General features: G+C 64.9%; 28 protein-coding genes. All 28 read left to right on the forward strand.

Annotation, left to right across the window (positions count from 1 at the left end; genetic code table 11):
• The first annotated feature begins 126 nt into the window (after window positions 1–126).
• The 28 genes from E3T35_RS05570 to fliQ all read left to right on the forward strand — a co-directional run bounded on the left by E3T35_RS05570 (window position 127) and on the right by fliQ (window position 22,463).
• Complete coding sequence (locus E3T35_RS05570) at window positions 127–1,251, forward strand: flagellin (protein ID WP_134346691.1); 1,125 nt, start codon at window positions 127–129, stop codon at window positions 1,249–1,251.
• Between the two features lie 204 nt (window positions 1,252–1,455).
• Entirely contained in the window at window positions 1,456–2,724 is a 1,269-nt protein-coding gene (locus tag E3T35_RS05575) for a flagellin (protein ID WP_134346692.1), read from the forward strand.
• A gap of 190 nt (window positions 2,725–2,914) precedes the next feature.
• Entirely contained in the window at window positions 2,915–4,033 is a 1,119-nt protein-coding gene (locus tag E3T35_RS05580) for a flagellin (protein ID WP_134346693.1), read from the forward strand.
• Window positions 4,034–4,158: 125 nt separating this feature from the next.
• Complete coding sequence (gene fliD / locus E3T35_RS05585; protein ID WP_134346694.1) at window positions 4,159–5,538, forward strand: flagellar filament capping protein FliD; 1,380 nt, start codon at window positions 4,159–4,161, stop codon at window positions 5,536–5,538.
• A gap of 5 nt (window positions 5,539–5,543) precedes the next feature.
• The gene (fliS, locus tag E3T35_RS05590; protein ID WP_134346695.1) at window positions 5,544–5,972 is read left to right on the forward strand and encodes a flagellar export chaperone FliS; all 429 of its coding nucleotides are present in this window, start codon (window positions 5,544–5,546) and stop codon (window positions 5,970–5,972) included.
• Window positions 5,965–6,285, forward strand: coding sequence for a hypothetical protein (locus E3T35_RS05595; protein ID WP_134346696.1), 321 nt, complete (start codon window positions 5,965–5,967; stop codon window positions 6,283–6,285). The genes fliS and E3T35_RS05595 overlap by 8 nt, the downstream gene beginning before the upstream one ends.
• Window positions 6,286–6,464: 179 nt before the next feature.
• On the forward strand, window positions 6,465–6,806 hold the full coding sequence (locus E3T35_RS05600) for a flagellar basal body protein (protein ID WP_134378109.1): 342 nt from the start codon (window positions 6,465–6,467) through the stop codon (window positions 6,804–6,806).
• Entirely contained in the window at window positions 6,803–7,192 is a 390-nt protein-coding gene (locus E3T35_RS05605) for a flagellar basal body rod protein FlgC (RefSeq protein ID WP_092339712.1), read from the forward strand. Before E3T35_RS05600 ends, E3T35_RS05605 begins: the two co-directional genes overlap by 4 nt.
• Window positions 7,192–7,497, forward strand: a complete 306-nt coding sequence (gene fliE, locus E3T35_RS05610; RefSeq protein ID WP_092339713.1) for a flagellar hook-basal body complex protein FliE — start codon at window positions 7,192–7,194, stop codon at window positions 7,495–7,497. The genes E3T35_RS05605 and fliE overlap by 1 nt, the downstream gene beginning before the upstream one ends.
• The gene (gene fliF / locus E3T35_RS05615; protein WP_134346697.1) at window positions 7,497–9,113 is read left to right on the forward strand and encodes a flagellar basal-body MS-ring/collar protein FliF; all 1,617 of its coding nucleotides are present in this window, start codon (window positions 7,497–7,499) and stop codon (window positions 9,111–9,113) included. The genes fliE and fliF overlap by 1 nt, the downstream gene beginning before the upstream one ends.
• A complete protein-coding gene (gene fliG / locus E3T35_RS05620) occupies window positions 9,110–10,126 on the forward strand; it encodes a flagellar motor switch protein FliG (RefSeq protein ID WP_092339715.1) in 1,017 nt (338 codons plus the stop codon). Before fliF ends, fliG begins: the two co-directional genes overlap by 4 nt.
• A complete protein-coding gene (locus E3T35_RS05625; protein WP_134346698.1) occupies window positions 10,116–10,733 on the forward strand; it encodes a FliH/SctL family protein in 618 nt (205 codons plus the stop codon). The genes fliG and E3T35_RS05625 overlap by 11 nt, the downstream gene beginning before the upstream one ends.
• The gene (locus tag E3T35_RS05630) at window positions 10,730–12,067 is read left to right on the forward strand and encodes a FliI/YscN family ATPase (RefSeq protein ID WP_134346699.1); all 1,338 of its coding nucleotides are present in this window, start codon (window positions 10,730–10,732) and stop codon (window positions 12,065–12,067) included. Before E3T35_RS05625 ends, E3T35_RS05630 begins: the two co-directional genes overlap by 4 nt.
• Window positions 12,064–12,513, forward strand: a complete 450-nt coding sequence (locus tag E3T35_RS05635) for a flagellar export protein FliJ (RefSeq protein WP_134346700.1) — start codon at window positions 12,064–12,066, stop codon at window positions 12,511–12,513. The genes E3T35_RS05630 and E3T35_RS05635 overlap by 4 nt, the downstream gene beginning before the upstream one ends.
• Complete coding sequence (locus E3T35_RS05640; RefSeq protein WP_134346701.1) at window positions 12,510–13,178, forward strand: C40 family peptidase; 669 nt, start codon at window positions 12,510–12,512, stop codon at window positions 13,176–13,178. The genes E3T35_RS05635 and E3T35_RS05640 overlap by 4 nt, the downstream gene beginning before the upstream one ends.
• Entirely contained in the window at window positions 13,175–14,599 is a 1,425-nt protein-coding gene (locus tag E3T35_RS05645; protein WP_134378110.1) for a flagellar hook-length control protein FliK, read from the forward strand. The genes E3T35_RS05640 and E3T35_RS05645 overlap by 4 nt, the downstream gene beginning before the upstream one ends.
• A gap of 10 nt (window positions 14,600–14,609) precedes the next feature.
• A complete protein-coding gene (locus E3T35_RS05650; protein WP_370449191.1) occupies window positions 14,610–15,092 on the forward strand; it encodes a flagellar hook capping FlgD N-terminal domain-containing protein in 483 nt (160 codons plus the stop codon).
• A 63-nt stretch (window positions 15,093–15,155) separates the two neighbouring features.
• On the forward strand, window positions 15,156–16,358 hold the full coding sequence (locus tag E3T35_RS05655) for a flagellar hook protein FlgE (protein WP_134346703.1): 1,203 nt from the start codon (window positions 15,156–15,158) through the stop codon (window positions 16,356–16,358).
• Window positions 16,359–16,473: 115 nt separating this feature from the next.
• Window positions 16,474–16,770, forward strand: a complete 297-nt coding sequence (locus E3T35_RS05660; RefSeq protein ID WP_134346704.1) for a hypothetical protein — start codon at window positions 16,474–16,476, stop codon at window positions 16,768–16,770.
• A 2-nt stretch (window positions 16,771–16,772) separates the two neighbouring features.
• On the forward strand, window positions 16,773–17,084 hold the full coding sequence (locus tag E3T35_RS05665; protein WP_134346705.1) for a hypothetical protein: 312 nt from the start codon (window positions 16,773–16,775) through the stop codon (window positions 17,082–17,084).
• Window positions 17,085–17,218: 134 nt separating this feature from the next.
• Window positions 17,219–17,452, forward strand: coding sequence for a flagellar FlbD family protein (locus E3T35_RS05670; protein WP_092339723.1), 234 nt, complete (start codon window positions 17,219–17,221; stop codon window positions 17,450–17,452).
• Window positions 17,452–18,318: a motility protein A gene (locus E3T35_RS05675; protein WP_134346706.1), complete on the forward strand. Its 867-nt coding sequence runs from the start codon at window positions 17,452–17,454 to the stop codon at window positions 18,316–18,318. Before E3T35_RS05670 ends, E3T35_RS05675 begins: the two co-directional genes overlap by 1 nt.
• A complete protein-coding gene (locus E3T35_RS05680; RefSeq protein WP_174777084.1) occupies window positions 18,315–19,172 on the forward strand; it encodes a flagellar motor protein MotB in 858 nt (285 codons plus the stop codon). The genes E3T35_RS05675 and E3T35_RS05680 overlap by 4 nt, the downstream gene beginning before the upstream one ends.
• 72 nt (window positions 19,173–19,244) lie before the next feature.
• Complete coding sequence (locus tag E3T35_RS05685; protein ID WP_174775005.1) at window positions 19,245–20,156, forward strand: flagellar motor switch protein FliM; 912 nt, start codon at window positions 19,245–19,247, stop codon at window positions 20,154–20,156.
• Complete coding sequence (gene fliN / locus E3T35_RS05690) at window positions 20,153–20,860, forward strand: flagellar motor switch protein FliN (protein WP_134346707.1); 708 nt, start codon at window positions 20,153–20,155, stop codon at window positions 20,858–20,860. Before E3T35_RS05685 ends, fliN begins: the two co-directional genes overlap by 4 nt.
• Window positions 20,861–21,316 (forward strand): flagellar biosynthetic protein FliO, encoded by a 456-nt coding sequence (gene fliO, locus E3T35_RS05695; RefSeq protein ID WP_092339726.1) that lies wholly within the window; start codon window positions 20,861–20,863, stop codon window positions 21,314–21,316.
• On the forward strand, window positions 21,313–22,191 hold the full coding sequence (fliP, locus tag E3T35_RS05700; RefSeq protein ID WP_369827362.1) for a flagellar type III secretion system pore protein FliP: 879 nt from the start codon (window positions 21,313–21,315) through the stop codon (window positions 22,189–22,191). Before fliO ends, fliP begins: the two co-directional genes overlap by 4 nt.
• A complete protein-coding gene (fliQ, locus tag E3T35_RS05705; RefSeq protein WP_092339727.1) occupies window positions 22,188–22,463 on the forward strand; it encodes a flagellar biosynthesis protein FliQ in 276 nt (91 codons plus the stop codon). Before fliP ends, fliQ begins: the two co-directional genes overlap by 4 nt.
• Window position 22,464: the final 1 nt, after the last annotated feature.

Here is a 22,464-nt window from a genome sequence, read left to right on the forward strand (position 1 = left end):
GCGTATGGGCCCGCTAGCGGGCGATCTGGCCTCGGAATCTAACCCCCACGGCAAAACGGTCGATAGCAAGAGTTGCCAGACCATGGATGGGCTGGTGTAACACGACCCACTCACGGAGGATTCACCATGGGCATGCAAGTCAACACCAACGTCGCGGCCAACAACGCGTACCGCAACCTGGCCACCACGCAGAACGATCTTTCCAAGTCGCTCGAGAAGCTCTCGAGTGGTCTTCGCATCAACCGGGCAGCGGATGACGCGGCCGGCCTGGCAATCTCTGAAGGCTTGAAGTCGCAGGTCGGTGGCCTCACGGTCGCTGCTCGTAACGCTCAGGACGCGGTCAGTGTCATCCAGACCGCTGAAGGTTCGCTCAACGAGGTGCAGTCGATTCTGCAGCGTGTTCGCGACCTCGCCGTTCAGGCCGGTAACGACTCGAACAACACCGAGTCACGTGGCGCGATCAAGACCGAGGTCACGGCTTTGACGGCCGAGCTCACTCGAATCAGCGAGTCCACGAACTTCAACGGCACCCAGCTGCTCGACGGTTCGGAAGCCGAGCTCAGCTTCCAGGTCGGTGCCAACGGCGACGCCAGCAGCCAGATCAAGGTCAAGCTTGACGGCGCAAACGTGTCCGATGTAACCAAGGCTATTGGCTCGGGCAACGTCGGTACGTCTTTCGTTCTGGCGACTACCACGCCAGCAACGAGCGTTGCGTTCAAGATCGATGGTACGGCCGTCACAGTCACTGGAACTGTCGCTGTCGGTGGAGACGGAAAGACTGCTGCGGATGCCGTGGCTTCCTTGAATGCGAACACTAGCTTCAGCGAAAAGTTGGTGGCAAGTCTCGACGAAAACGGCAAGTTGAACGTGAAATCACTGACCGGCGGCGTGGTGACAGAGGCATCAAGCACGGCACTCGCGGAGCAGTCCGTTCAGAGCAAAATCGGTGGCCTGGACTTCTCCTCGGCCGAGGGCGCTGCCGCTGCGATCACCTCTCTCGACCGTCAGATCTCTGGCATCTCCACTGCTCGTGCTTCGCTTGGCGCTGACCAGAACCGGTTCGAGAGTGTCATCAAGAACCTGGCCGTCTCCAAGGAGAACCTCACCGCTGCCGGTTCGCGTATTCGCGACACCGACATGGCTGAAGAGATGGTCAAGTACACCCGGGCGAACATCCTCTCGCAGGCCGGTACGGCCATGCTCGCACAGGCCAACCAGAGCAACTCGGGCGTTCTGCAGCTGCTCCAGTAACACGCCTCACCACCGGATCAGATTCTGATCCGGCCGCCGTAGCAGGGGCACCGCGAATTCAATCGCGCTGTCCCTGGCCACGGCACCCCCCGAACGCGCCTGTTCAGCCGGTTCTTCTGACGGCCTGAACGCTGCGGTCGATAGACATAAGTGCTGGCCCATGGATGGGCCGGCGCACGTAGTCCCAGTCACGGAGGAACTCAAATGGGCATGCAAGTCAACACCAACGTTGCGGCGAATAACGCGTACCGCAACCTGGCAACCACTCAGAACGACCTGTCGAAGTCGCTGGAAAAGCTTTCCAGCGGTCTTCGTATCAACCGGGCAGCGGATGACGCGGCCGGCCTCGCAATCTCGGAGGGTCTGAAGTCGCAGGTCGGTGGCCTCACGGTCGCCGCTCGCAACGCTCAGGACGCGGTCAGCGTTATTCAGACCGCAGAAGGTTCGCTCAACGAGGTGCAGTCGATTCTGCAGCGTGTTCGCGACCTGGCCGTTCAGGCCGGTAACGACTCGAACAACACCGAGTCGCGCGGCGCGATCCAGACCGAGGTCACGGCCCTGACGGCCGAGCTCACTCGAATCAGTGAGTCCACGAACTTCAACGGCACCCAGCTGCTCGACGGTTCCGAAGCCGAGCTGAGCTTTCAGGTCGGCGCCAACGGTTCCGCGAGCAGCCAGATCAAGGTCAACCTCGCGGGTGCAGACGTCACCAAGGTGACGGATGAGCTCACCGACGGCTACAGAGTAACAACTGAAGGATCCAAACCTGGACCGGTTGCAAGTGGGAATATCCAGTTTGACAAGGCAACTGCCAACGGTATCTACGTCATCTCACAGGGTGGCACCGGTGCTAAGAGCTTTACTGTCGACTTTGGAGATACCTCCGCGGCAGATCTGACCGATGCGCAGGTATTCAGCAAGCTGGACACTGCGGCTAAGGCAGCGAATTTCGCCGATTCGAGTGTGCCGGTCGATTTTGTTGTCAGTACGAATGGCACCGGCACGTACAGTATCCAGTCCAAAAACACATCACTGAACGACGCATCGGCGAACGCCATTACAGTCACTGCGGGTGGTAGCGGGGCGACTGCAGGGGCGGGACTGGCAGCAACTACGTATTCAAATAGCAATACCGGGACGACCGATACCTCGACATTCGTCGATATTGCAGGCTTGGACTTCACGGACGCCGCCAAGGCAGCGAAATCGATCGACCTGCTCGATCGCCAGATCTCGAACATCTCCACGGCGCGCGCATCTTTGGGTGCGGACCAGAACCGGTTCGAGAGCGTCATCAAGAACCTGGCCGTCTCGAAGGAGAACCTCACCGCTGCCGGTTCGCGTATTCGCGACACCGACATGGCCGAAGAGATGGTCAAGTACACCCGTGCGAACATCCTCTCGCAGGCTGGCACCGCGATGCTCGCGCAGGCGAACCAGAGCAACTCGGGCGTTCTGCAGCTGCTCCAGTAACACGAGTGATCGCGTCAGAACCTGATGCGTGATCGGCGGCATCCGCTCGTAATTACTCCGAACGGATGCCGTCTCTCTTTAACCAGCGATCGCTGCGAGTTTCTAACCCGAGCGCGGTTGCTGTCGATAGGTATAAGTGCTGGCCCATGGATGGGCCGGAGAATTCAGTCCCAGTCACGGAGGATCCATCATGGGCATGCAAGTAAATACCAACGTCGCGGCCAACAACGCGTACCGCAATCTGGCCACCACTCAGAACGATCTGTCGAAGTCGCTCGAGAAGCTGTCGAGTGGTCTTCGCATCAACCGGGCAGCGGATGACGCGGCCGGCCTCGCTATCTCGGAGGGTCTGAAGTCGCAGGTTGGTGGCCTCACGGTTGCCGCTCGTAACGCGCAGGACGCTGTCAGCGTTATCCAGACCGCTGAAGGTTCGTTGAACGAGGTGCAGTCGATTCTGCAGCGTGTTCGTGACCTGGCCGTTCAGGCCGGTAACGACTCGAACAACGAAGAATCGCGTGGCGCGATCAAGACCGAGGTCGAGGCGCTCACCACTGAGCTCACTCGTATCAGTGAGTCCACGAACTTCAACGGTACCCAGCTGCTCGACGGCACCAAGCCGGAGTTGAGCTTCCAGGTCGGCGCGAACGGCGACGCCAGCAGCCAGATCAAGGTTAACCTCGCCGGCGCCAACGTCAACAAGGTCACCGACGCCATCGGAGCAGGCAACGTCGGCAAGTCGTACGCAACACCGGTAACGTCTGACACGGCAGTGACTTTTACTGCTGACGGCGTGACCACATCCACCACTGCAGCAACGACGGACTTTCTGGCCACCGGTGGAACGGCCAGTGATGCTGCGAAAGTTCTGAACGCAGATGCAGCATTCAGTGAGTTTTACACCGCAGGCGTGGATGAATTCAATCAGCTGAGTGTTCGGGCCAACAATGGTGACGCCATCACTGCGTCCAGTCTGACCGGTGCCAGCGGGGGCACGAGCACGATCGGTGGCCTGGACTTTTCCTCGGCCGCGGGGGCTGCTGCCGCGATCACGGCTCTCGACCGTCAGATCTCGGGCATCTCCACGGCTCGCGCGTCGCTTGGTGCGGATCAGAACCGGTTCGAGAGCGTTATCAAGAACCTGGCCGTGTCGAAGGAGAACCTCACCGCTGCCGGTTCGCGTATTCGCGACACCGACATGGCTGAAGAGATGGTCAAGTACACCCGTGCGAATATTCTGTCGCAGGCCGGTACCGCCATGCTCGCACAGGCCAACCAGAGCAACTCGGGCGTTCTGCAGCTGCTCCAGTAACACCAGCACCACAGGTTCAACCCAGATCGTTCGTTGATCTGACTGGGTGGCTGTTGCGGGCCAGATGAGACCCGCAACAGCCGCCACAGCACCACCCCAGGTTCGACAACCAGAAAGGGAAACCCGTGTCTCTCGCAGTCGACGGCCTGATCAGCGGCCTGGACACCACCTCGCTCATTAATTCTCTGATGACGCTTGAAGCCGGGCCGCAGACCCTGCTCAAAGCCAAAGTCACCGCCTCCAATACGTTCGTGACGGCGCTGCAGGGGCTGAACGCCTCCATCGCCAGTCTCGCGACTCTCGCCACCAAGAGCAGCGTCGCCAGCTCCCTCAACCTCTATTCGGCGACGAGCAGCAACTCGAGCATCACCACCACCGTCTCCAGCGGTGCCAGCACCGGTTCACTCGACGTCGTCGTGGGCGCCCTCGCCCAGGCAAAGTCCGGCGTGACCGCGGCCATGACGGCTTTCAGCGGCACCTCCTTCACCTTCGTCGGCAGCAACGGTACCCCCATCGACATTGCGGCCAACTCGGCCTCGCTCGACGACGTCGCGAGTGCCATCAACGCCTCGAGCGCCGGCATCACGGCCACCAAGGTGGCCTCGGGCACCAACGCCGCCGGCGACAAGCAATATCGCCTGCAGCTGGTCGCTGATGACACCGGCCTCACCGGAAACTTTGAGCTGTACCAGGGCACGAGCGATGACGTCACGGCCGGAACCGCCGCCAACGTGCTCGAGGCTACCGGCGCCGCCGTGATTACCGCCGCGCAAGACGCGCAGGTGACGCTGTGGGCCGGAACCGCTGCCGCGCAGAGCATTACCTCGTCAACGAACACTTTCGCCGACCTGCTGCCCGGCGTGGCCGTGACGGTGTCCAAGGTCTCCACCGATCCGGTCACCATCACCGTCGCCCGCGACAACGCGGCGGTCAGCGACATCGCAGAGAAGCTGGTCAGCTCGCTCAACACGGTGTTCGCGCTGATTTCAACCAAGTCGGCCGTGGTCAATAGCACCGACACGAGCGGCAACGCCGTGGTCTCGGCCGGGGTGTTCAGCGGCGACAGCACTGTGCGCGATGTGAAACAGCTGATCCTCGACGCCGCGTCGTACCCGGTTGACGGCCGCTCGCCGAGCGAGATCGGCATTAGCATCACCAAGAGCGGCACCATGGAATTCGACGCTGATAAGTTCGCCGCCGCCATGAAAGACGACCCGGACCACGTCGAGAAGGTGCTGGCCGAGATCTCCTCCCGTGTCGCCGCCGCGGCCACGAGCGCTTCCGACAAGTACGACGGCATGATCACCGGCATGATCACCGGCCAGGAGAGTCTGGTCAAGAGCCTCGGCACGCAGATCGACAACTGGGATCTGCGCCTGACATCGCGCCGATCGACCCTGGAACGCACCTACGCCTCGCTCGAGGTGCAGCTCAGCAACATGAACGCCCAATCCGCCTGGCTCACCGCCCAGGTTGACGGTCTCAACAGCGCGAACGGAAAATGATGACTATGACAATGGGAACCAACGCCCAGCGTTCGCGTTACAACCGCGACGCGGTTCTCTCGGCAACCCCGGTTCGCCTGCTCACCATGCTCTACGACCGCCTGCTGCTGGACCTGAACCGGGCCGAAGCGGCCCAGCAGCGCCTGGACTGGCAGATCGCGTCAGACAACCTGATTCACGCCCAGGCCATCGTGTCGGAGCTGAGTACCTCGCTCAACGTCGACGCCTGGGACGGCGGCGAGGGGCTGTTCTCGCTCTATACCTATGTCTCGACCGCCATGGTGAGTGCGAACACGCACCGCGACTCGGCCCGCACCCGCGAGTGCATCTCGCTGCTCGAACCGCTGCGGCTCACCTGGCACGAAGCCGCGGCGCTGCTGCCGGCGGCGCCAGCACCGATCGCGCGCTTGAGCGGTGAGCTCGGCATTGGCTAGTCTGGCCGCCTGGGAGGCCGCGCTCGACGACCTCGAGAATCGGCTGGATGCTGCGGCCCGGTCGATGGCCGTCTCGACAGGTTCGAACAGCGATGGTGTCGCGGCCGTAGGGGAGTGGACGGTGCCGACGAGGCTCGGAAATATTCCGCCGGAACTGGCCACACGAGTGCAGGACCTGCTGCACAATCAGCAGAAGCTCATCGGGGAACTCGAACAGGCTCGCACCCTCACCTTGAAGCACCTCACGGCGGTACGGTCGGTACCTCCGGAGCGCGACGCGCGGGCATCCGTTTATCTGGATGTGGCCGGCTGACCCCCGTTCGAGGGTAGTAAAACACCGGCGACACGCCGTAGCGCAACAAACTTGGGGAATGTTCTTACGAACTCCTTACCCATCTGTCGTGGCGACCGATAGCAAGGAGTGAGCACGGATTGCTCACCACCGGGCCACGGATTGGCCGTCTTGTCATTCTGTCGACGAAGCGGGTAATCATGCTTGATTCCGTGACCTCCCTGGCCCTCACGAGCGCCCTGGACGGCCTTGCGCTGCGCCAGCGCACCATCGCGAATAACATCGCCAATGTCAACACCCCCGATTACCACGCCAAGGTCGTCTCGTTCGAGAACGCACTGGCCAAATCGGTCGCTGACGGCAACGGTGTTTCGGCCGCGACGACGGAGCGTTCGCTCGACCCGACGCTGCTCAACGGCAACAACGTGAACCTCGACACCGAGACCCTCGCCAACATCGACGCGCTGTTGCGTTACCAGTTTGCCGCCAAGGCCGTCGAAGGCCCGGTCTCGTCGATTCGCGCCGCGATGAAGACCGCCTGATGGTCGACGCCATCGGAATCGCAGGCAGCGGCATGACGCTGCACCGCAAGTGGCTCGACGCCATCGCCGACAACCTCGCCAACGCCAACACCGTGACCGCCACAACGGATGCTGCCTTTCAGGAACGCTATATCCTCGCGCAGGAGGGCCCCGGCAACGTGGGCGCCAGCACCACGGCCGCCTTCGGCGGTGCCGAGGGCACCCTGGTGTACGAGCCGGAGCATCCGCTCGCCGATGCCGATGGTTACGTGCGTTACCCCGATATCGACATGGCCGAGCAGATGGGCCACCTCATCATGGCCCAGCGCGGCTATCAGGCCAACGCCGCCGTCGTCGACCGGGCCAAGACCGCCTATGAAGCCGCACTACAGATCGGACGTGGCTGATGCCACTTGGCGCCATCAACGCAACCACCGCCCTCTCGGGTGTCATGGGCAGCTCAGCCACGACCGCCACGCAGCGCACCGACGGCTCGGGTTTCGGCACCGCCCTCTCGGGTGCCGTCGACAACCTGCAGCAGCTTCAGGGCACCTCGAATACTCTTGCCATTCAGGCCGTCACCGGTGACCTGGGTGACATTCACACCGCCACCATCGCCGCCACCCGCGCCCAGGTGACCATGGAACTCGTCGCCGCCGTGCGTAACAAAGGCGTCGACGCGTTCAACGAGATCATGAGGATGCAAGCCTGATGCCCCGGCAAGTCACCAGCGTCTTCAAGCGCTTCGGAAACGCGATTCGCGAGTTCACCATTGCCCAGCGCACCGTCGCCATCATCGGCGTCGCCGTGCTCGTGCTCGGCATCGCCGCACTCAGCATGTGGGTCACCAAGCCGGCTTTCACGCCCCTCTTCTCCGGCCTCAGCGGCGAAGACGCCAACAGCATCGTCGAGCAGTTGCGCAGCGACGGCGTCGAATACGAGCTTGCCGACGGCGGCGCCACGATTCTGGTGCCCGAAGCGAGTGTCTACGACGAACGCATCAAGTCGGCCTCGGCCGGCCTGCCCACCTCGAGCACCGGCGGTTACTCCCTGCTCGACACCATGGGCGTGACCTCGAGCGAGTTTCAGCAGTCGGTCACCTACAAGCGAGCGCTCGAGGGCGAACTGGCCAAGACCATCGGTGCCCTCGACGGTGTCAAGATGGCCTCGGTGCAGCTCGCCATCCCCAAAGACAGCGTGTTCGTGTCGGAGAAAAACGACCCAACGGCATCCGTTTTCGTTGAAACCCAGAACGGCGTCACCCTCTCCAACGACCAGGTTCAGGCCATCGTGCACCTGACCAGCGCCTCGATCGACGGCATGACCGCCGCCGATGTGGCCGTCGTCGATTCGACTGGCACCGTGCTCTCTGCCGTCGGCGTTGGTGCCACCGGGGGAGCCGACCAGCAGGCCTCGGACTATGAGACCCGCGTGCGCAGTTCCGTGCAGGCCATGCTCGACAAGGTTGTCGGTGCAGGCAACGCCACCGTCGTCGTTGCCGCCGACATGAGCTACGAATCAGCCAATCGGGTCGAAGAGTCTTTCACCAGCCCAACCCAGGCGCCCGCGCTGAACGAGTCCGTCGACACCGAGACCTACTCGGGAGCCGGCGGCAGCGCCGCCGGCGTGCTCGGATCCGACACGGCCCCCGTGGCCGATGGCGCCACCGACGGCACCTTCTCAAGCGAGTCGACGACCCGCAACAACGCCGTCAACAAGGTCACCGAGAACCGCACCATTCCGGCCGGAGCGATCACCCGGCAGACGGTCTCCGTGGCCGTCGATGCCGCCGCCGCCGCCAAGCTCAATGTGGCCGACATCACCTCGCTCGTCACCTCGGCCGCGGGAATCGACGCCGTGCGCGGCGACGCCGTGACCGTCGAAGTCATGGCCTTCGACACCACGGGTGCCGCTGCAGCAGCTGCAGCGCTCAAGGCAGCAGCGGATGCCGCGGCCGCCGCACAGTTCGCCGAGATTCTGCGGGTGTCGGTGATCACCGCGGGCATCGTCATCACCCTCGTGGTCAGCCTCATTCTCTACGCACGCCGGTCACGTCGCCAGAGCCGGGAATCGGTGGAGATCGGCGATCTCACGGCAATGCAGAACGCCCTCGGAGAGGCCACTGTTCCGCTCTCGGTGACGTCATCCGCCGGCTCCTTGTTCCTCGACAATCCGACCGACACCCCCACCAAGATCATCCCGACTGTCAAGTTCGTGCCGACCGACACCGACGTGCGCCGCGCCGAGATCGATTCCCTGGCGCAGTCCGACCCGCGCAGCACGGCCGAGTTCCTGCGTGGCCTGATGGATGACCGGCAGCGCGCATGAACGAGCCAGGCACAGCACTGACCGGCACCCAAAAAGTTGCCGTCGTACTCATGAACATGGATCGCCAGCGCGCAACGGAGGTGATGAAGCAGTTCAGCGACATCGAAGCCGAAGTCATCGCCGGCGAAATCGTGCAGCTGCGCAACGTGGACCCGGCCGTCGCCGAGTCCACGCTCAACGAATTTCACGAAATCACCCTGAAGGGTCGTCGGCTGTCCCGCGGCGGGCACGAGTTCGCCGTCGGTCTGCTTGAGGCTTCCTTCGGTGCCGAACGCGCGGCCGGTGTCATGAACCGCGTCGCCACCTCCATGGCCGGCAAGGCTTTTGAATTTCTGGATCCCTCCGAGCCCGGCGATGTGCTCAACCTGCTTGACGGCGAGATGCCCCAGACCATTGCACTGGTGTTGGCGCACCTGCGACGCGACCAGGCATCCGCTATTTTGGCCAGCATGGAACCGGGCCTCCGCACCGACGTCGCCCAGTGCATCGCCACTATGTCGAGTGCGACGCCCGAAGCCATTCGGGTCGTGACGGACACGCTCAAACTTCGCACCGGTAAAATTGTCGCGCGCGAGAGCATCGAAGTGGTCGGCGGAATTCAGCCGCTCGTCGACATCATCAACCGAGCGGATGCCGCCACCGAGCGTGCACTTCTGGAAGGCCTCGAGGAACGTGACCCGGCCCTGGCCGAGGAGATCCGTTCTCGCATGCTCACCTTTGCCGACATCGTCAAGCTGGAGAGCCGGGACGTGCAGCAGGTACTGCGCGGCATCGACACGACCGTGCTGGCCATGGCCATGAAGGGCACGTCCGATGCCGTCACCGAGGTCATCCGCGCCAACCTCTCCGAGCGCAACCGCGACGTACTCGACGACGAAACCAAAAGCCTCGGACCGGTGCGGATGCGTCAGGTCGAAGACGCCCGTGCCGAAATCGTGCGCGCTATTCGCGACATGGAAGCACAGGGCAGCATCACCGTGCAACGCGGTGCCGAGGACGAATATGTCAACTGACACCGGGTTTGGCCGCATGGCCTTTCCGAGACTGCGCGACGAGGAGCAGGATCGCGTCGACGAGCAGTCGCGCGCCGAGGGTCACGCCGCCGGGTACACCGAGGGGCTACGGCTGGCGGCCGCAGACGTCGCCAGGCGCGCCGACGAGATCAACGCCCAGCACGCCGAGAACGAACGCTACGGTGAAGCGCAGGTCGACAGCGCGGTGCGTTTGCTCGCTGCCGCCGCCCGCGCCCTCAATGAACGAAGCATTCCGCTCATTCAGCAGGCGGAAGCCACGCTCGTCAACACGTCCCTGCAACTGGCCGAAGCCATTCTCGGCTGTGAACTCAGCCATACCGAACCGTCGGCCCGCCGCGCTCTGGAGCGTGCCCTGCACCAGCCAGACCAGCTCGACCGCAGCGAGGTGCACAGCATTCGCATGCACCCGGATGACCTCGTGGTGCTGGGCGCGCAAACGCGCGCGCTGGAGAGCATCCGTTTTGTTGGGGATTCCCGACTCAAGCGCGGTGACGCCATCACCGAGTTCAGCGACGGCTTTCTCGACGCGCGTATCAGCACGGCCTTTGCCCGCGCAAAGGCCGCTCTCGCCGAGGTCGAAGCATGATCACCACCTGGCGCCCACGCGCCACGCAGCTCGTGCAGGCAATCGAAGCCGGGCGCCCGGAGCGGGTCGGTGTCGTGTCGTCCATTGTCGGTCTGGGCGTGGAGGTGCGAGGCCTGCGCTCGGCGATTGGTGACATCGTCACGCTCGGCGCCCGACCGGGCCAGGCGGGTATCGACGCTGAAGTCGTCGCCACCACCCAGACCGGAATCCGATGCATGCCGCTTGGCCGCATCACCGGTTTGCAGGCCGGTGCCCGCGTGCGATCGGCCGGCTCGCCGCTGCTCGTGCCCACCGGCCGTGGCCTGTTCGGGCGCGTCATTGACGGCCTGGGCCGCCCCATTGACGGCAAGGGCCCGCTCGATTCAGACGGTTTCGTCTCCCTGGAACATGACAGCCCCTCGGCCATGCACCGGGCGCGCATCACGACCCCGCTGCACTTGGGCGTGCGCGTTCTCGACACTCTCACGACGGTTGGCCGCGGTCAGCGTCTGGGCCTGTTTGCCGGCTCCGGCGTTGGAAAGTCGTCCCTGCTGTCGATGATCGCCCGCGGAACGGATGCCCAGGTCTCGGTCATCGCACTGGTGGGGGAGCGCGGGCGTGAGGTTCGCGAGTTTCTCGAGGACGACCTGGGCCCAGAAGGCCTGGCCCGCTCCATCGTCGTCGTGTCGACCTCCGACGAACCCGCGATGATGCGGCTGCGCGCCGCATTCACCGCCACCCGCATCGCCGAATCGTTTCGCGACCAGGGCGCCGACGTCATGCTCATGATGGACTCGCTCACCCGCGTGGCCATGGCGCAGCGCGAAATCGGGCTTTCGGTCGGGGAACCGCCAGCCACTCGCGGCTACCCGCCGTCGACGTTCTCGGTGCTGGCCCGGCTGCTGGAACGTGCCGGTACCGGTGAGACAGGCTCGATCACCGGAATGTACACGGTGCTCGTCGACGGCGACGACCACAATGAACCCATCGCCGACGCGGCGCGCTCTATCCTCGACGGCCACGTCGTTCTCGACCGCAAGCTCGCTATCACCGGCCATTTTCCCTCGGTCGACGTGCTGGCTTCCATTTCGCGCGTGGCGTCGCGGGTCAACAGCCCCGAACGCAACCAGATCGCGACGACGCTGCGCAAGGTCATGGCGGCTCGTCAGGGCGCGCAGGATCTGCTCGACGTCGGCGCCTACCGGCCCGGCACGAACCCGCTGGTCGATGCGGCCGTTGAGAACGGCGCGGCCATCAACGCTTTTCTGCAACAGCGGATGGACGACCAGACTCCCAGCGAGCAGGCCTGGTCCCAGCTCACCCGGCTGACCCGCGCGTTCGGGGCTGTCGCATGAGCCGCCTCTTTCCGCTGGCCGGGCTGCTGCGTCTGCGTAAGTTGCAGCAGGACCAGGCCGCCCTCGACCTCGCCGAGGCGAATGCCCGCGTGGCCGCGCTCCAGGCCCGCCGGGGTCGTGCCCGCTCGGCCCTGGGCGCTCTCGGGAACACTCCGCAGACCATCGCCGCGCTCAACGCCATGGCCGCGGCCAGGTCGTCGTCGCGCAGCATGCTCGCTGAGCTCGACGCCATGGGGCGTAACCACCAGGAGACCCTCGATTCCGCCCAGTCCAACTACAACGCCGCCCGGGCCGAGTCGGTCGCGCTCGAGAAACTGCATGACCGGCACGCGGCCGCAGTGCTGGCCGAAGACCTGCACGCCGAGCAGACCGTGCTCGACGAGATTGCCGGAGCTCGCTGGCACCGCAGCCGCTCGGCAAGCCTGAACGAGGGGGAGACACTATGACGATGATCGCGGCCATGGGCAGAGTCAGCCAGATTCAGGCGACCCTGCAGCAGCTCTCCAGCGTGTCGACCGAACGGGTCACGACCACGGCCGCAGCGACGACCGCAGCGACGACGGCAGCGGCATCCGCTTCGGCTGATAGTTTCGCGGCTACCCTCGCTGCGGCGCTCGGAACGAGTGCAACCAGTGCGACCGGATCGGCCAACGGCGCGACCGGCACCGACGTCGTGGCGTCCGCTGAGAAATATCTCGGCGTGCCCTACGTGTTCGGCGGAGAAGATTCCAGCGGAATGGACTGCTCCGGACTCGTTCAAACCGTATATGCCGATATCGGAATAGAACTGCCACGCCTCGTTTCTGGTCAGATGAAGATGGGCACCGAGGTCGCCTCCCTCGCCGAAGCCCAGCCGGGCGACCTCATCGTCACCGGCGGTGGCGACCACATTCTCATCTACGCCGGCGACAACAAGGTCATCCACGCCCCGTATCCGGGCCGCACCGTGTGCCTGCGCGAGGCCTACATGACGGATGCCGATATCACCACTATCCGCCGCATCATCCCCACCACCACCCAGTCCGCCGGCACCGGCTCCACCGACATGCTCAGCGCCGCCTTCGCCGCTTTCGCCCAGCAGAATTCAACCGTCACGGGAAGTGCACTATGACCCTCACCCTCGGCCAATTTCGGCCGGCTACCGCGCCGGCCCCGCGCGACACCAGTCAGGGCTCGGCTTCGTCGGGCGCTGAAGCGTTCGGCTCTATTCTGCAAGGCACCCTCACCGATCGCAGCGCCGCCTCGTCGACATCGGGCCCTAAGGCGGCGACGTCGTCAACGGAGCAGAAGACGGACCCCGCGCAGGATTCCGCGGCCGAGGCCACTGCGGCCGGTTCCCCGGCGGATGCAACCGCCCCGGTGGCGTTTTCCCCAGCTCTGACCTGGGCTGCCGCTGCCGCAGCCGCGTTCCCGGCGGCGGACAGTACCGTTGCGGACAGTACCGCGGGCAGCACTGCTGCTCCCGGCCCGTCGGTTGACGCCGTGGGGAGCACCAATGTCGACCTGACCGCGTCGGTTGCCGCGCCGGCGACGGCGGGCGGTTCGGGTGTAGCTTCCGCCCACGTCGCTGGAGCAGTCACGGCTGTGCCGAACGCCGCAGCGAACGCCGCCGCTGCGGTGCCCGCTGCTGATACCGCCGCCGTCCCGCTTGCGGCGGCGGTCGTCGCAGTGGCCGCCGCCGCCGTTCCGGTCGCTGCCGTGCGGGCCGCCCAGGGTCGCACCGCCGACGCCGGTGCAACCGCTTCCAGTGCCGCACCGACAACGTCCCCCGAAGCGGATGCCGCGACGCTGCCGCCCCAGGCCCCTTCGACAACCGCAGATTCAGCGACGCCCGCGAGCGCACTCAGTCCGGCCGCCACGCCGCCCGTGCCCGGCACGGCACAGAACCCCGCCGCGCCGACCGGTGGGGCACAAAGCCTCGCCGGTGCGGCTCAAAGCGTCGCCGCGGCCACCGACGGGTCGGCGCGCTCCGCGCTGCCCGACGCCGTGCGGGTGCACGCCACGAGCACGGAGGCCGTCGCGCCGACGGCATCCGCTCTGCCCAGCGTTGCACCGACCGCGCTGGCGACCAGCACAGCCACGCCGGTTGCAGCGCCCGCGCCGGCTGCCGCCGTGCCGCTCACCGCGCAGATCATGAAGCCGCTGTTCTCGCTGACCAATGCTGCGCCGGGTGAGCACGTGCTCACCATCAGCGTTACGCCCGACAACCTCGGGCCGGTCACCGTGCGGGCGCACGTGACGGGGGAGGGCATTCGGGTGGAGCTGTTCGCTCCCACCGATCTGGCCCGTGATGCGCTGCGCGTGATTTTGCCTGACCTGCGCCGGGACCTCGCCGGTTCCGGGCTGAGCGCCCAGCTCGACCTGTCGAGCGACAGCGAGGCCGGCGATCCCGGCGCCACCCGCCAGCCCCGCTCGGAGGCCGACGGGCGCAATCCCAACGCTCGGAGTCCCGCCGAGCGAGCACCGGACACTCCGCTGGAGAACCGCGCGTCCCGATTCGGGTCCACCCACACTATCGACGTACTGGCTTAGGAGAACAACCGTGACAATCGATGCCCTGGCAGGCAATGCCGCCGCTCCGACCGGAATGTACACGTCCACGACCACGACGCGTACGCCCAACCAGTCCATGGACTCGGAGGTGTTCATGTCGCTGCTGGTGACCCAGTTGCAAAACCAGGATCCCAGCTCGCCGATGGATACCAACGAGATGATCGCCCAGACCACCCAGCTCGCCATGATGGAGAAGCTCACCGAAATGGCCACCGCGAGCCAGGAGGGTTTCTCCCTGCAGATGCGCACCTCGGCGGCCGCGCTGGTGGGGGAGACGGTCACCTATACCAATGCCGATGGCGACGAAATCACCGGGCTCGCGTCGTCCGTCTCGTTCGCTGGCCCGGTGCCCATGGTCACCGTCAACGGGGAACCGGTGGCCCTCGACGTCATCTCCGGTGTGACCAGCGCCGTCGTTGCCGACGACACCGAAGGCGCGGAAGCCACCGCGGAGGCGACGACCGCGGCCTGATCCGCGGCTTGTCCTCGACCCATCAACTTCACCGCATAACTTTTTTCCGAAAGGCAGCACCTCATGCTTCGTTCTCTCTACTCCGGCATCTCCGGCCTTCGTTCACACCAGACCATGCTCGACGTGACCGGCAACAACATCGCCAACGTCAACACGACGGCGTTCAAGGCGTCCGCGGCCCAGTTTCAGGACACCCTGTCACAGCTGACCCAGGCCGCCGGCGGCGCGACGCCGACCGCCGGTGGTACCAACCCGGCCCAGGTCGGCCTCGGCGTGCAGGTCGCCGGAATCTCAACCAACTTCGCCCAGGGATCGTCGCAGTCCACCGGCAAGACCACCGACCTCATGATCTCCGGCGATGGCTTCTTCGTCACCTCGCTCGGCGGTGAAACCCTCTACACCCGCGCTGGGTCCTTCAACTTCGACTCGGCCGGCCGACTGGTCTCACCCGACGGCGCGATCGTGCAGGGCTGGGGCGCCGTCAACGGTGTCGTCAACGCCAGCGGGGCGACCAGCAACATTACCCTGCCGGTCGGCGCAATCGTGCCGGCTAAGGCCTCTACCGCCGCGACGTTCACCGGCAACCTGCCGTCGGATTCCGCCGAAGGTACCGTCCTCACCCGCACCGTCGATGTCTTCGACGACCTCGGCAACTCCCGCACGGTGTCGCTGGCCTTCACGCGTACCGCAACGCCGGATGGCTGGACCGTTGGGCAATCCAAGCTGGCGGACGGCACGACGCCTACCCCCGTGCAGCTCACCGCCGAGACCGACGCCGACGGCCCCACGGGTAACTTCACCGCCTCCGGCGCCCTGAAAGTTGACGGCATCGATATGGACCTGGCCCAACTCAAGGGCTTCTCCGGACTCGCCACGGTTGCCGGCAAGACCGACGACGGCAACGAGGCTGGCACGCTGAACAGCTACACGCTCGGCGCCGACGGCACCCTGGTCGGCCTGTTCAGCAATGGCCAGCAGCAGGCCATCGGTCGCATCGCCCTCGCTAACTTCGTCAACCCGGGCGGCCTGGAGAAGGCCGGCTCCTCGGCCTACCGCGCCACGTTCAACTCGGGTGCGGCCGAACTCGGCACCCCCGGCGCGGCCGGCATGGGCTCCCTCACCAGCGGTGCCCTCGAAATGTCCAACGTCGACCTGTCGCAGGAATTCACCAACCTGATCGTCGCCCAGCGTGGGTTCCAGGCCAACGCCCGCATCATCACGACCTCGGACGAGGTCCTGCAGGAGCTGACCAACCTCAAGCGCTAGCTCAGTAGACACGTTTGTGGGGTGCGGAACCGTCCGCACCCCACAATTGTGTCGAGTGAACGCCGCCCTGTGCATAACCATCAGACCTCGGGGCAGAATGCGGCATCCTCATGGCATGACCACGCGCCGAATGCTCCCGCCCCACCTCCTTGCCGGCCCATTCGCCGTGTCCCAGGGCGCTGCGCACGGCTTGTCACCCGGTCGCCTGCGGGCCAGCGACCTCGCCCGCCCGTTCTGGGGAGTGCGCGCACCCGCATCAGCTCACGCCAGCACGCGAGACCTATGCAACGCCTTCGCACAGCGGATGCCCGTGGGCGCGTTCTTCAGTCACCACACGGCCGCGCACCTGTTCGGAGCGCCGCTGCCGCCCCAGCTCGCAGCGAGTCGTCGCCCGAATCCGAGCTGCGTGTGATCGTGGTGACGAACGGGCTCCCTCAACCCCTCGTCAACGAAAACATCTTTGCCGCATCGGGTCGGTTCCTGTGTCGTGCCGACCTGTACTTCAAACAATTCGGCGAGCTCCTCGAATATGAGGGAGATCAGCATCGCACCGACCAACGACAGTGGCGCCGCGACCTCACCCGTACAGCCGACGTCGAGTCGGAAGGGCTGCACGTCACCCGCGTCAACGCCGACGATCTGCGTCAGGAGTCCCAACTCGTGGCTCGAATCGCGCGCAATCTGAGCCGTCGCGGTTGGTGCGGTTCGCCCCGCCGCGCTCAGTAGACGATTTTCGTGGGTGGGCAGGGCCGTGCACCCGTCAAAATTGTCCACTGAGCGGATGCCTTACGCCGGTCCACAAACAGCCGACAGTACTGATTGACACCTCGCTTGCGGTGTTCTGACCCAGGGATGAACACATGATCGTACTAACGCGGCTGAACGACAGTCACTTTGCGATTAACCCCGACCTGATCGAACGCATCCATGCGAACCCGGACACCACCCTGGTCATGGTGGACGGTGCCAACTTCATCGTCACCGAGTCCATGGAAGAAGTGATCGAGAAGATCGCGAGCTACCGGGCGCACGTGATCGCGCTCGCGTATGACCCGACCGCCGGGGACCTGCCACGAGGCCCCAGGAAGCTCTAGTGGATCCCGCAACTCTGATCGGTCTGGTGCTCGCCTTTGGCGCGCTCCTGGCCATGATCACCCTCGAGCATTCGTCGGTCATGTCAATCCTGCTGCCGGCTCCCATGATCCTCGTCTTCGGCGCCACCATCGCGGTCGGGCTCGCTGGCGGCACAATAAAGGATTTCACTTCTGCCTTCAAGGCGCTGCCGGGTGCGTTCCGCGGGAAGACCACGCCGCCGCAGTCCGTCATCGACCAGGTCGTCGGCCTGGCCGAAACCGCTCGAAGTTCCGGCTTGCTCGCCCTCGACCAGGAAGCCGACACCGTCAAGGATCCGTTTCTGCGGGGGGCCCTGCAGAACATCGCCGACGGCACCGACGGTGACGAACTGCGCATGTTGCTCGAAGACGAGATCGCAACCAAGGCACGCTCCAACCGCAACGCGGCCAAATTCTTTACCGGCCTCGGCGGCTACGCCCCGACTGTCGGCATCATTGGCACGGTCGTTTCTCTGACCCACGTCCTCGAAAACCTCGACACGCCCGCTACCCTCGGCCCGATGATCGCGGCCGCGTTCGTCGCGACACTGTGGGGCCTGCTGTCCGCCAACTTCATCTGGCTGCCGATCGGCTCCAGGCTGCGCCGTCTTGCCGACCTCGACGTCGACCGCATGACCCTGGTCATGGAAGGCGCCCTGGCCGTGCAGGCCGGAAGCCAGCCGCGGCTGCTCGGTGAACGACTGCGGGCCATGGTTCCGGCCGAGCTGTTGCCCAAGGTCGGCGCCAAGGATAAAGATGGCGCAGCGGATGCCGATGCGCCCGCAGGAAAGATCAAAGCCAAGGGTAAGGGAAAGGGTAAAGACAAAGACCTTCCCGAAGCAGCATGAGTGTGCGCGCCACGCGGCGCAAAATGGTCGAAGAAGAGGACGTCCACCCCGACGAACGGTGGATGGCCTCCTACATGGACATGGTCACGGTGCTGATGTGCATGTTCATCGTTCTGTTTGCCATGTCGACCGTCGACCAGGACAAATACGAGCAACTGGCCAACTCCCTCGCCACCGGCTTCGGGGCCGTCGATGCTGGCAAGGTGGATACCGCCGAGGGAGTCGTCGTTCCGGCCGACCTCATCGACAACCAGGGCGAATCACCCACGGAAGTCACCCACTCGTCCGAGGCAATCGACCCGGCAGAGGCCACGGCCGTGGCCACCGCGAACGCCGAAGCGGCCGAGAAGGAGGTGGCGAAGCTCGATCAGCTGGAGGCTGCTGTGACCGCCAATCTGACCGCAGCCGGTGTGGCCCAACTGGTCGAGTTTCACATCACCGACCGTGGCCTGACACTGGGCCTGGTTGGCAGCGAAACGTTCTTCGCACCGGACAGCGCCCAGCTCACCGCGGCGGCGACTGCGGTGCTCGATGCTGCCGCTCCGGCGATGGTGGCCAGCGGGCAGAAGATATCGGTCGAGGGGCACGCCGACAAACACGGCCAGTCCGCGACGTTTGCCACGGACTGGGAACTGTCCGCGAGCCGGGCGACGCAGGTATTGCGTCGTCTGGTGGAGCAGGGTGGGATTGGCGGAGAGATGATATCCGCTGTCGCCTTCGGCTCGGCTCAGCCGGTGAACACCGGATCAACCCTCGACGACATGGCCCAGAACCGCCGGGTCGATGTCGTGCTGCTGTCGGACCAGCCGGACAGCGTGCGGGCGCTCATCCCCGGTGTGGCCGGGAAGGATTGACCCGGAACAGACGCGCTGCATCCGCGGGCTGAGACTCCTTACCATTCGACTGACCCCGCCGATAGTCCCAACGTGACAGTCCAGGATCAGGTCGACAGCAGTGCGCCCGCGAAAGCGGCGAAGAGCGTTGAGCTGTACGACTTTCGGCGTCCCACCACCCTGGCTCGGGAACACGCTCGTGTTCTGGAACTGGCCTTTGAAACGTTCGCCCGGCAGTGGGGCACCCAGCTGACCGCACGTGTGCGCGTGCTCTGCATGGTCACCTGCGAGCAGGTACTCATGGCCACCTACGACGAGTACGCTGGCTCTCTGCCGCCGAAAACGGCCATGGTGCTGTGCACGGTCGCCGGTCTCGAGGCCCGAGCCGTCATCCAGTTTCCGACCACGTCGGCACTCACCTGGGTGAACCACATGCTTGGCGGCAACAGCAGCATCCCCGTGATCGCCGAACGCAATTTCACCCAGATCGAGCTCGCCCTGATTCGCAAGCTCATCGCCGAAAGCCTCGAAGACCTGCGTTATTCCTTCGGACCGTTGCTCGTCGACGAGATGGGGGTCGAGGCGATCCAGTACAACTCGCAGTTTGCCCAGGCGGCCGCAACCGGCGATCTGATGGTGGTCGCGACCTTTGCCATTCGGGTGGAGAAGGTGACGGCGACGGCGACGGTGGCCATTCCTGCTGCGGCCCTGATGCCGCAACTCGGCGAAGCGAACCCCACCAGCACCACGTCGAATGCCGCCGAATTTTTGCAGGCCCAGATCGCGGCCGTACCGGTCGACGTGTCGCTCCGGCTGGAGACGGCCCACGTACTGCCCAGTCGCATTCTGACGCTGGCCGTCGGCGATGTTCTGCACGTTCCGCATCCCCAGCATCGTCCGCTCAATTTGACCGTCGACGGCCAGTCGCTCGCCCGCGCGGCCGTGGGAGCAAACGGTTCACGGCTGGCCTGCATCGTCATTGATACCGAGGAGACAGCTCAATGATTTCTACCCGATCCATTCCCGAAGTCGCCGTTGACGCTCTCATCCGCGTGTTGCCGACGTCGGTGCCGCTGCTGGCGGTGCCACATACAGGCAGTGCCGAGCTGAGCTCGCGCGCTGGTTCCGCCGTGGTCGCCTCGTTTGTGGGCACGACCTCCGCTGACCTGGCCGTGGTATTGAGCGACTCGGCCTCCCTCGACGCCGCCGCCGGGGCGAACTCCCAGCTCGTCTCCAGTCAGGATGTTCTGCGTCCGGCCCTGGAGAGCGCCTCCGGCGTGCTCGGAATCGGCGTGCTCGGCGAATCGAGGGTAGAAGACGCCTCGGCGCTGTTCGCCGCCGACGACACCGACGTCTTCGAGCTGAGTGCCGGCGGCGTCGTGACCGGCTGGTTCGCCATTCGAGTGCGCCAGAACGGCGTTGTCGGCGGGCCCGTTACGGCCTCTAGCCGCGTCGCCATGGGAAACCTTGGGCGTATCAGCAACGTCGAAATGTCCCTGACCGTTGAGATCGGGCGCACCCGCATGTCCGTGCGCGACGTGTTGTCGCTGAAGCCCGGCGCGGTCATCGAACTGGACCGTTCCGCCGGTGCACCGGCCGATATTCTGCTGAACGGCCGCCTGATCGCGCACGGTGAAATCGTCGTCGTCGACCAGGACTACGCCGTGCGTATCACCCAGATTCTCGATGTCGCGGATGGCCTGTCGTAAGTGGACACCCTTATAGTCGCGGTGCGCGTCGTCCTGTCCTTGGGCGTGGTTCTCGCACTGCTCTGGTACTTGCAGCGACGACTGTCGCGCGGGGCACGCGCGCACGGTATCGCTAACCCGGTGACCGTCGTGGGCCGGCAACCCATCGGGCAGAAGGCATCCGTTGTCGTCGTGGAGGTCGACGGAACCCGTCTCGTTCTCGGCGTGACCGAGCAGGCCGTGACTGTGCTGCACGAAAAATCCGTCGCTGCCGTCTCCACGTCGACCCTCGAGACCGCTGTGGCAGCGCTCGGCAGCCCCGACGCGAGCGACGCCTTTGCCCGTTCCCTGGCCACGGCCGAAGCGGATGACGCCGCCCCGGCCCCGACGCCGACCCGCCCCGCCCCGCTGGCCGGGTCGATCCTGTCACCATCAACCTGGCGCCAGACCGCCGCGCTGCTTCGGCAGGGACGGTGAACTCCGCGGTCGACCGGCAGGTACACCGTCAGGCTTCTGCCCGGCTCGGCCTGCTGATTCTCTGTGGTCTCGTCATCACCGCAGCCCTCGTCTGGCTGAGCGTGAGCGTCGTGCACGCCCTGCCGGTCGACCCGGCCATGCCGGACAGCCCCATCGACCCGACTCTGCCGACCGACCCCACCGACCCGTCCGACACCGGCGGCGGCGGGCTGAGCGTGGACATCAACGGACCCGACGGTGCACCTTCGTCAGCGATCGTGACCCTGCTGGGTATCACCCTGCTGTCCGTCGCGCCGGCTCTGCTGCTCATGATGACGAGCTTCACCAAGATCTTCGTCGTGCTGGCCATGACCCGGAACGCCCTCGCGCTGCCGTCGATTCCGCCGAACCAGGTGCTCGCCGGCCTCGCCCTGTTTCTGTCGCTCTTCATCATGGCTCCCGTGCTGACCGACATCAACAACGTGGCACTTCAGCCCTACCTCGACGGTTCGCTGAACTTCACCGATGCCCTGAACCTCGGTTCGGAGCCGTTGCGGCAGTTCATGCTGGCCAATACCCGCGGCGAAGACCTCGCCCTGATGACCCGGGCTGCCGACCAGCCCAACCCCGACAATCCCGACGACGTGACCCTGCTCACCCTCATTCCGGCGTTCATGATCTCTGAACTGCGCGCCGCCTTCATCATCGGGTTCGTCATCTTCATCCCGTTCCTGGTCATCGACATTGTGGTTTCCGCGGCGCTGATGTCGATGGGCATGATGATGCTGCCGCCCGTCATGATCTCGCTGCCGTTCAAGATTCTGCTGTTCGTACTCGTCGACGGCTGGGGGCTCATCATCACGAGCCTCATCGGCAGTTATCAGCTGGCCACATGAATACCAATGCGGTGCTCGATATCGGCCTGCAGGCGCTGATTCTGGCCGCGAAACTGTCGGCTCCCGTGCTGATCACCGCGCTCGTGGTGGGTTTTGCCATCTCGCTGATGCAGTCGATCACTCAAATTCAGGAAGTGACCCTGTCGTTCGTGCCGAAAGCGGTCGCCGTCGCCCTGGCCCTGCTGATCTGCGGCCACTGGATGATCGCCGAATCGGTCGCCTTCACCAACTCGATGTTCGAGAAGATTCCCGCGCTGCTCGGCGGAGGTTGAC

Origin of the sequence: Cryobacterium sp. TMT1-2-2, assembly GCF_004403505.1 — a bacterium.
Classification (GTDB): Bacteria; Actinomycetota; Actinomycetes; order Actinomycetales; family Microbacteriaceae; genus Cryobacterium; species Cryobacterium flavum.

Bases quoted from the DNA above. Each gene is read 5' to 3' on its own strand.
- E3T35_RS05670 (WP_092339723.1), top strand. From the start codon at position 17,219: ATGATCGTACTAACGCGGCTGAACGACAGTCACTTTGCGATTAACCCC.
- E3T35_RS05645 (WP_134378110.1), top strand. From the start codon at position 13,175: ATGACCCTCACCCTCGGCCAATTTCGGCCGGCTACCGCGCCGGCCCCG.
- fliF (WP_134346697.1), top strand. From the start codon at position 7,497: ATGCCCCGGCAAGTCACCAGCGTCTTCAAGCGCTTCGGAAACGCGATT.
- E3T35_RS05570 (WP_134346691.1), top strand. From the start codon at position 127: ATGGGCATGCAAGTCAACACCAACGTCGCGGCCAACAACGCGTACCGC.
- E3T35_RS05600 (WP_134378109.1), top strand. From the start codon at position 6,465: ATGCTTGATTCCGTGACCTCCCTGGCCCTCACGAGCGCCCTGGACGGC.
- fliE (WP_092339713.1), top strand. From the start codon at position 7,192: ATGCCACTTGGCGCCATCAACGCAACCACCGCCCTCTCGGGTGTCATG.
- E3T35_RS05640 (WP_134346701.1), top strand. From the start codon at position 12,510: ATGACGATGATCGCGGCCATGGGCAGAGTCAGCCAGATTCAGGCGACC.
- fliQ (WP_092339727.1), top strand. From the start codon at position 22,188: ATGAATACCAATGCGGTGCTCGATATCGGCCTGCAGGCGCTGATTCTG.
- E3T35_RS05635 (WP_134346700.1), top strand. From the start codon at position 12,064: ATGAGCCGCCTCTTTCCGCTGGCCGGGCTGCTGCGTCTGCGTAAGTTG.
- fliS (WP_134346695.1), top strand. From the start codon at position 5,544: ATGACAATGGGAACCAACGCCCAGCGTTCGCGTTACAACCGCGACGCG.
- E3T35_RS05680 (WP_174777084.1), top strand. From the start codon at position 18,315: ATGAGTGTGCGCGCCACGCGGCGCAAAATGGTCGAAGAAGAGGACGTC.
- fliG (WP_092339715.1), top strand. From the start codon at position 9,110: ATGAACGAGCCAGGCACAGCACTGACCGGCACCCAAAAAGTTGCCGTC.
- E3T35_RS05630 (WP_134346699.1), top strand. From the start codon at position 10,730: ATGATCACCACCTGGCGCCCACGCGCCACGCAGCTCGTGCAGGCAATC.
- E3T35_RS05580 (WP_134346693.1), top strand. From the start codon at position 2,915: ATGGGCATGCAAGTAAATACCAACGTCGCGGCCAACAACGCGTACCGC.
- E3T35_RS05660 (WP_134346704.1), top strand. From the start codon at position 16,474: ATGACCACGCGCCGAATGCTCCCGCCCCACCTCCTTGCCGGCCCATTC.
- E3T35_RS05625 (WP_134346698.1), top strand. From the start codon at position 10,116: ATGTCAACTGACACCGGGTTTGGCCGCATGGCCTTTCCGAGACTGCGC.
- E3T35_RS05575 (WP_134346692.1), top strand. From the start codon at position 1,456: ATGGGCATGCAAGTCAACACCAACGTTGCGGCGAATAACGCGTACCGC.
- E3T35_RS05655 (WP_134346703.1), top strand. From the start codon at position 15,156: ATGCTTCGTTCTCTCTACTCCGGCATCTCCGGCCTTCGTTCACACCAG.
- fliN (WP_134346707.1), top strand. From the start codon at position 20,153: ATGATTTCTACCCGATCCATTCCCGAAGTCGCCGTTGACGCTCTCATC.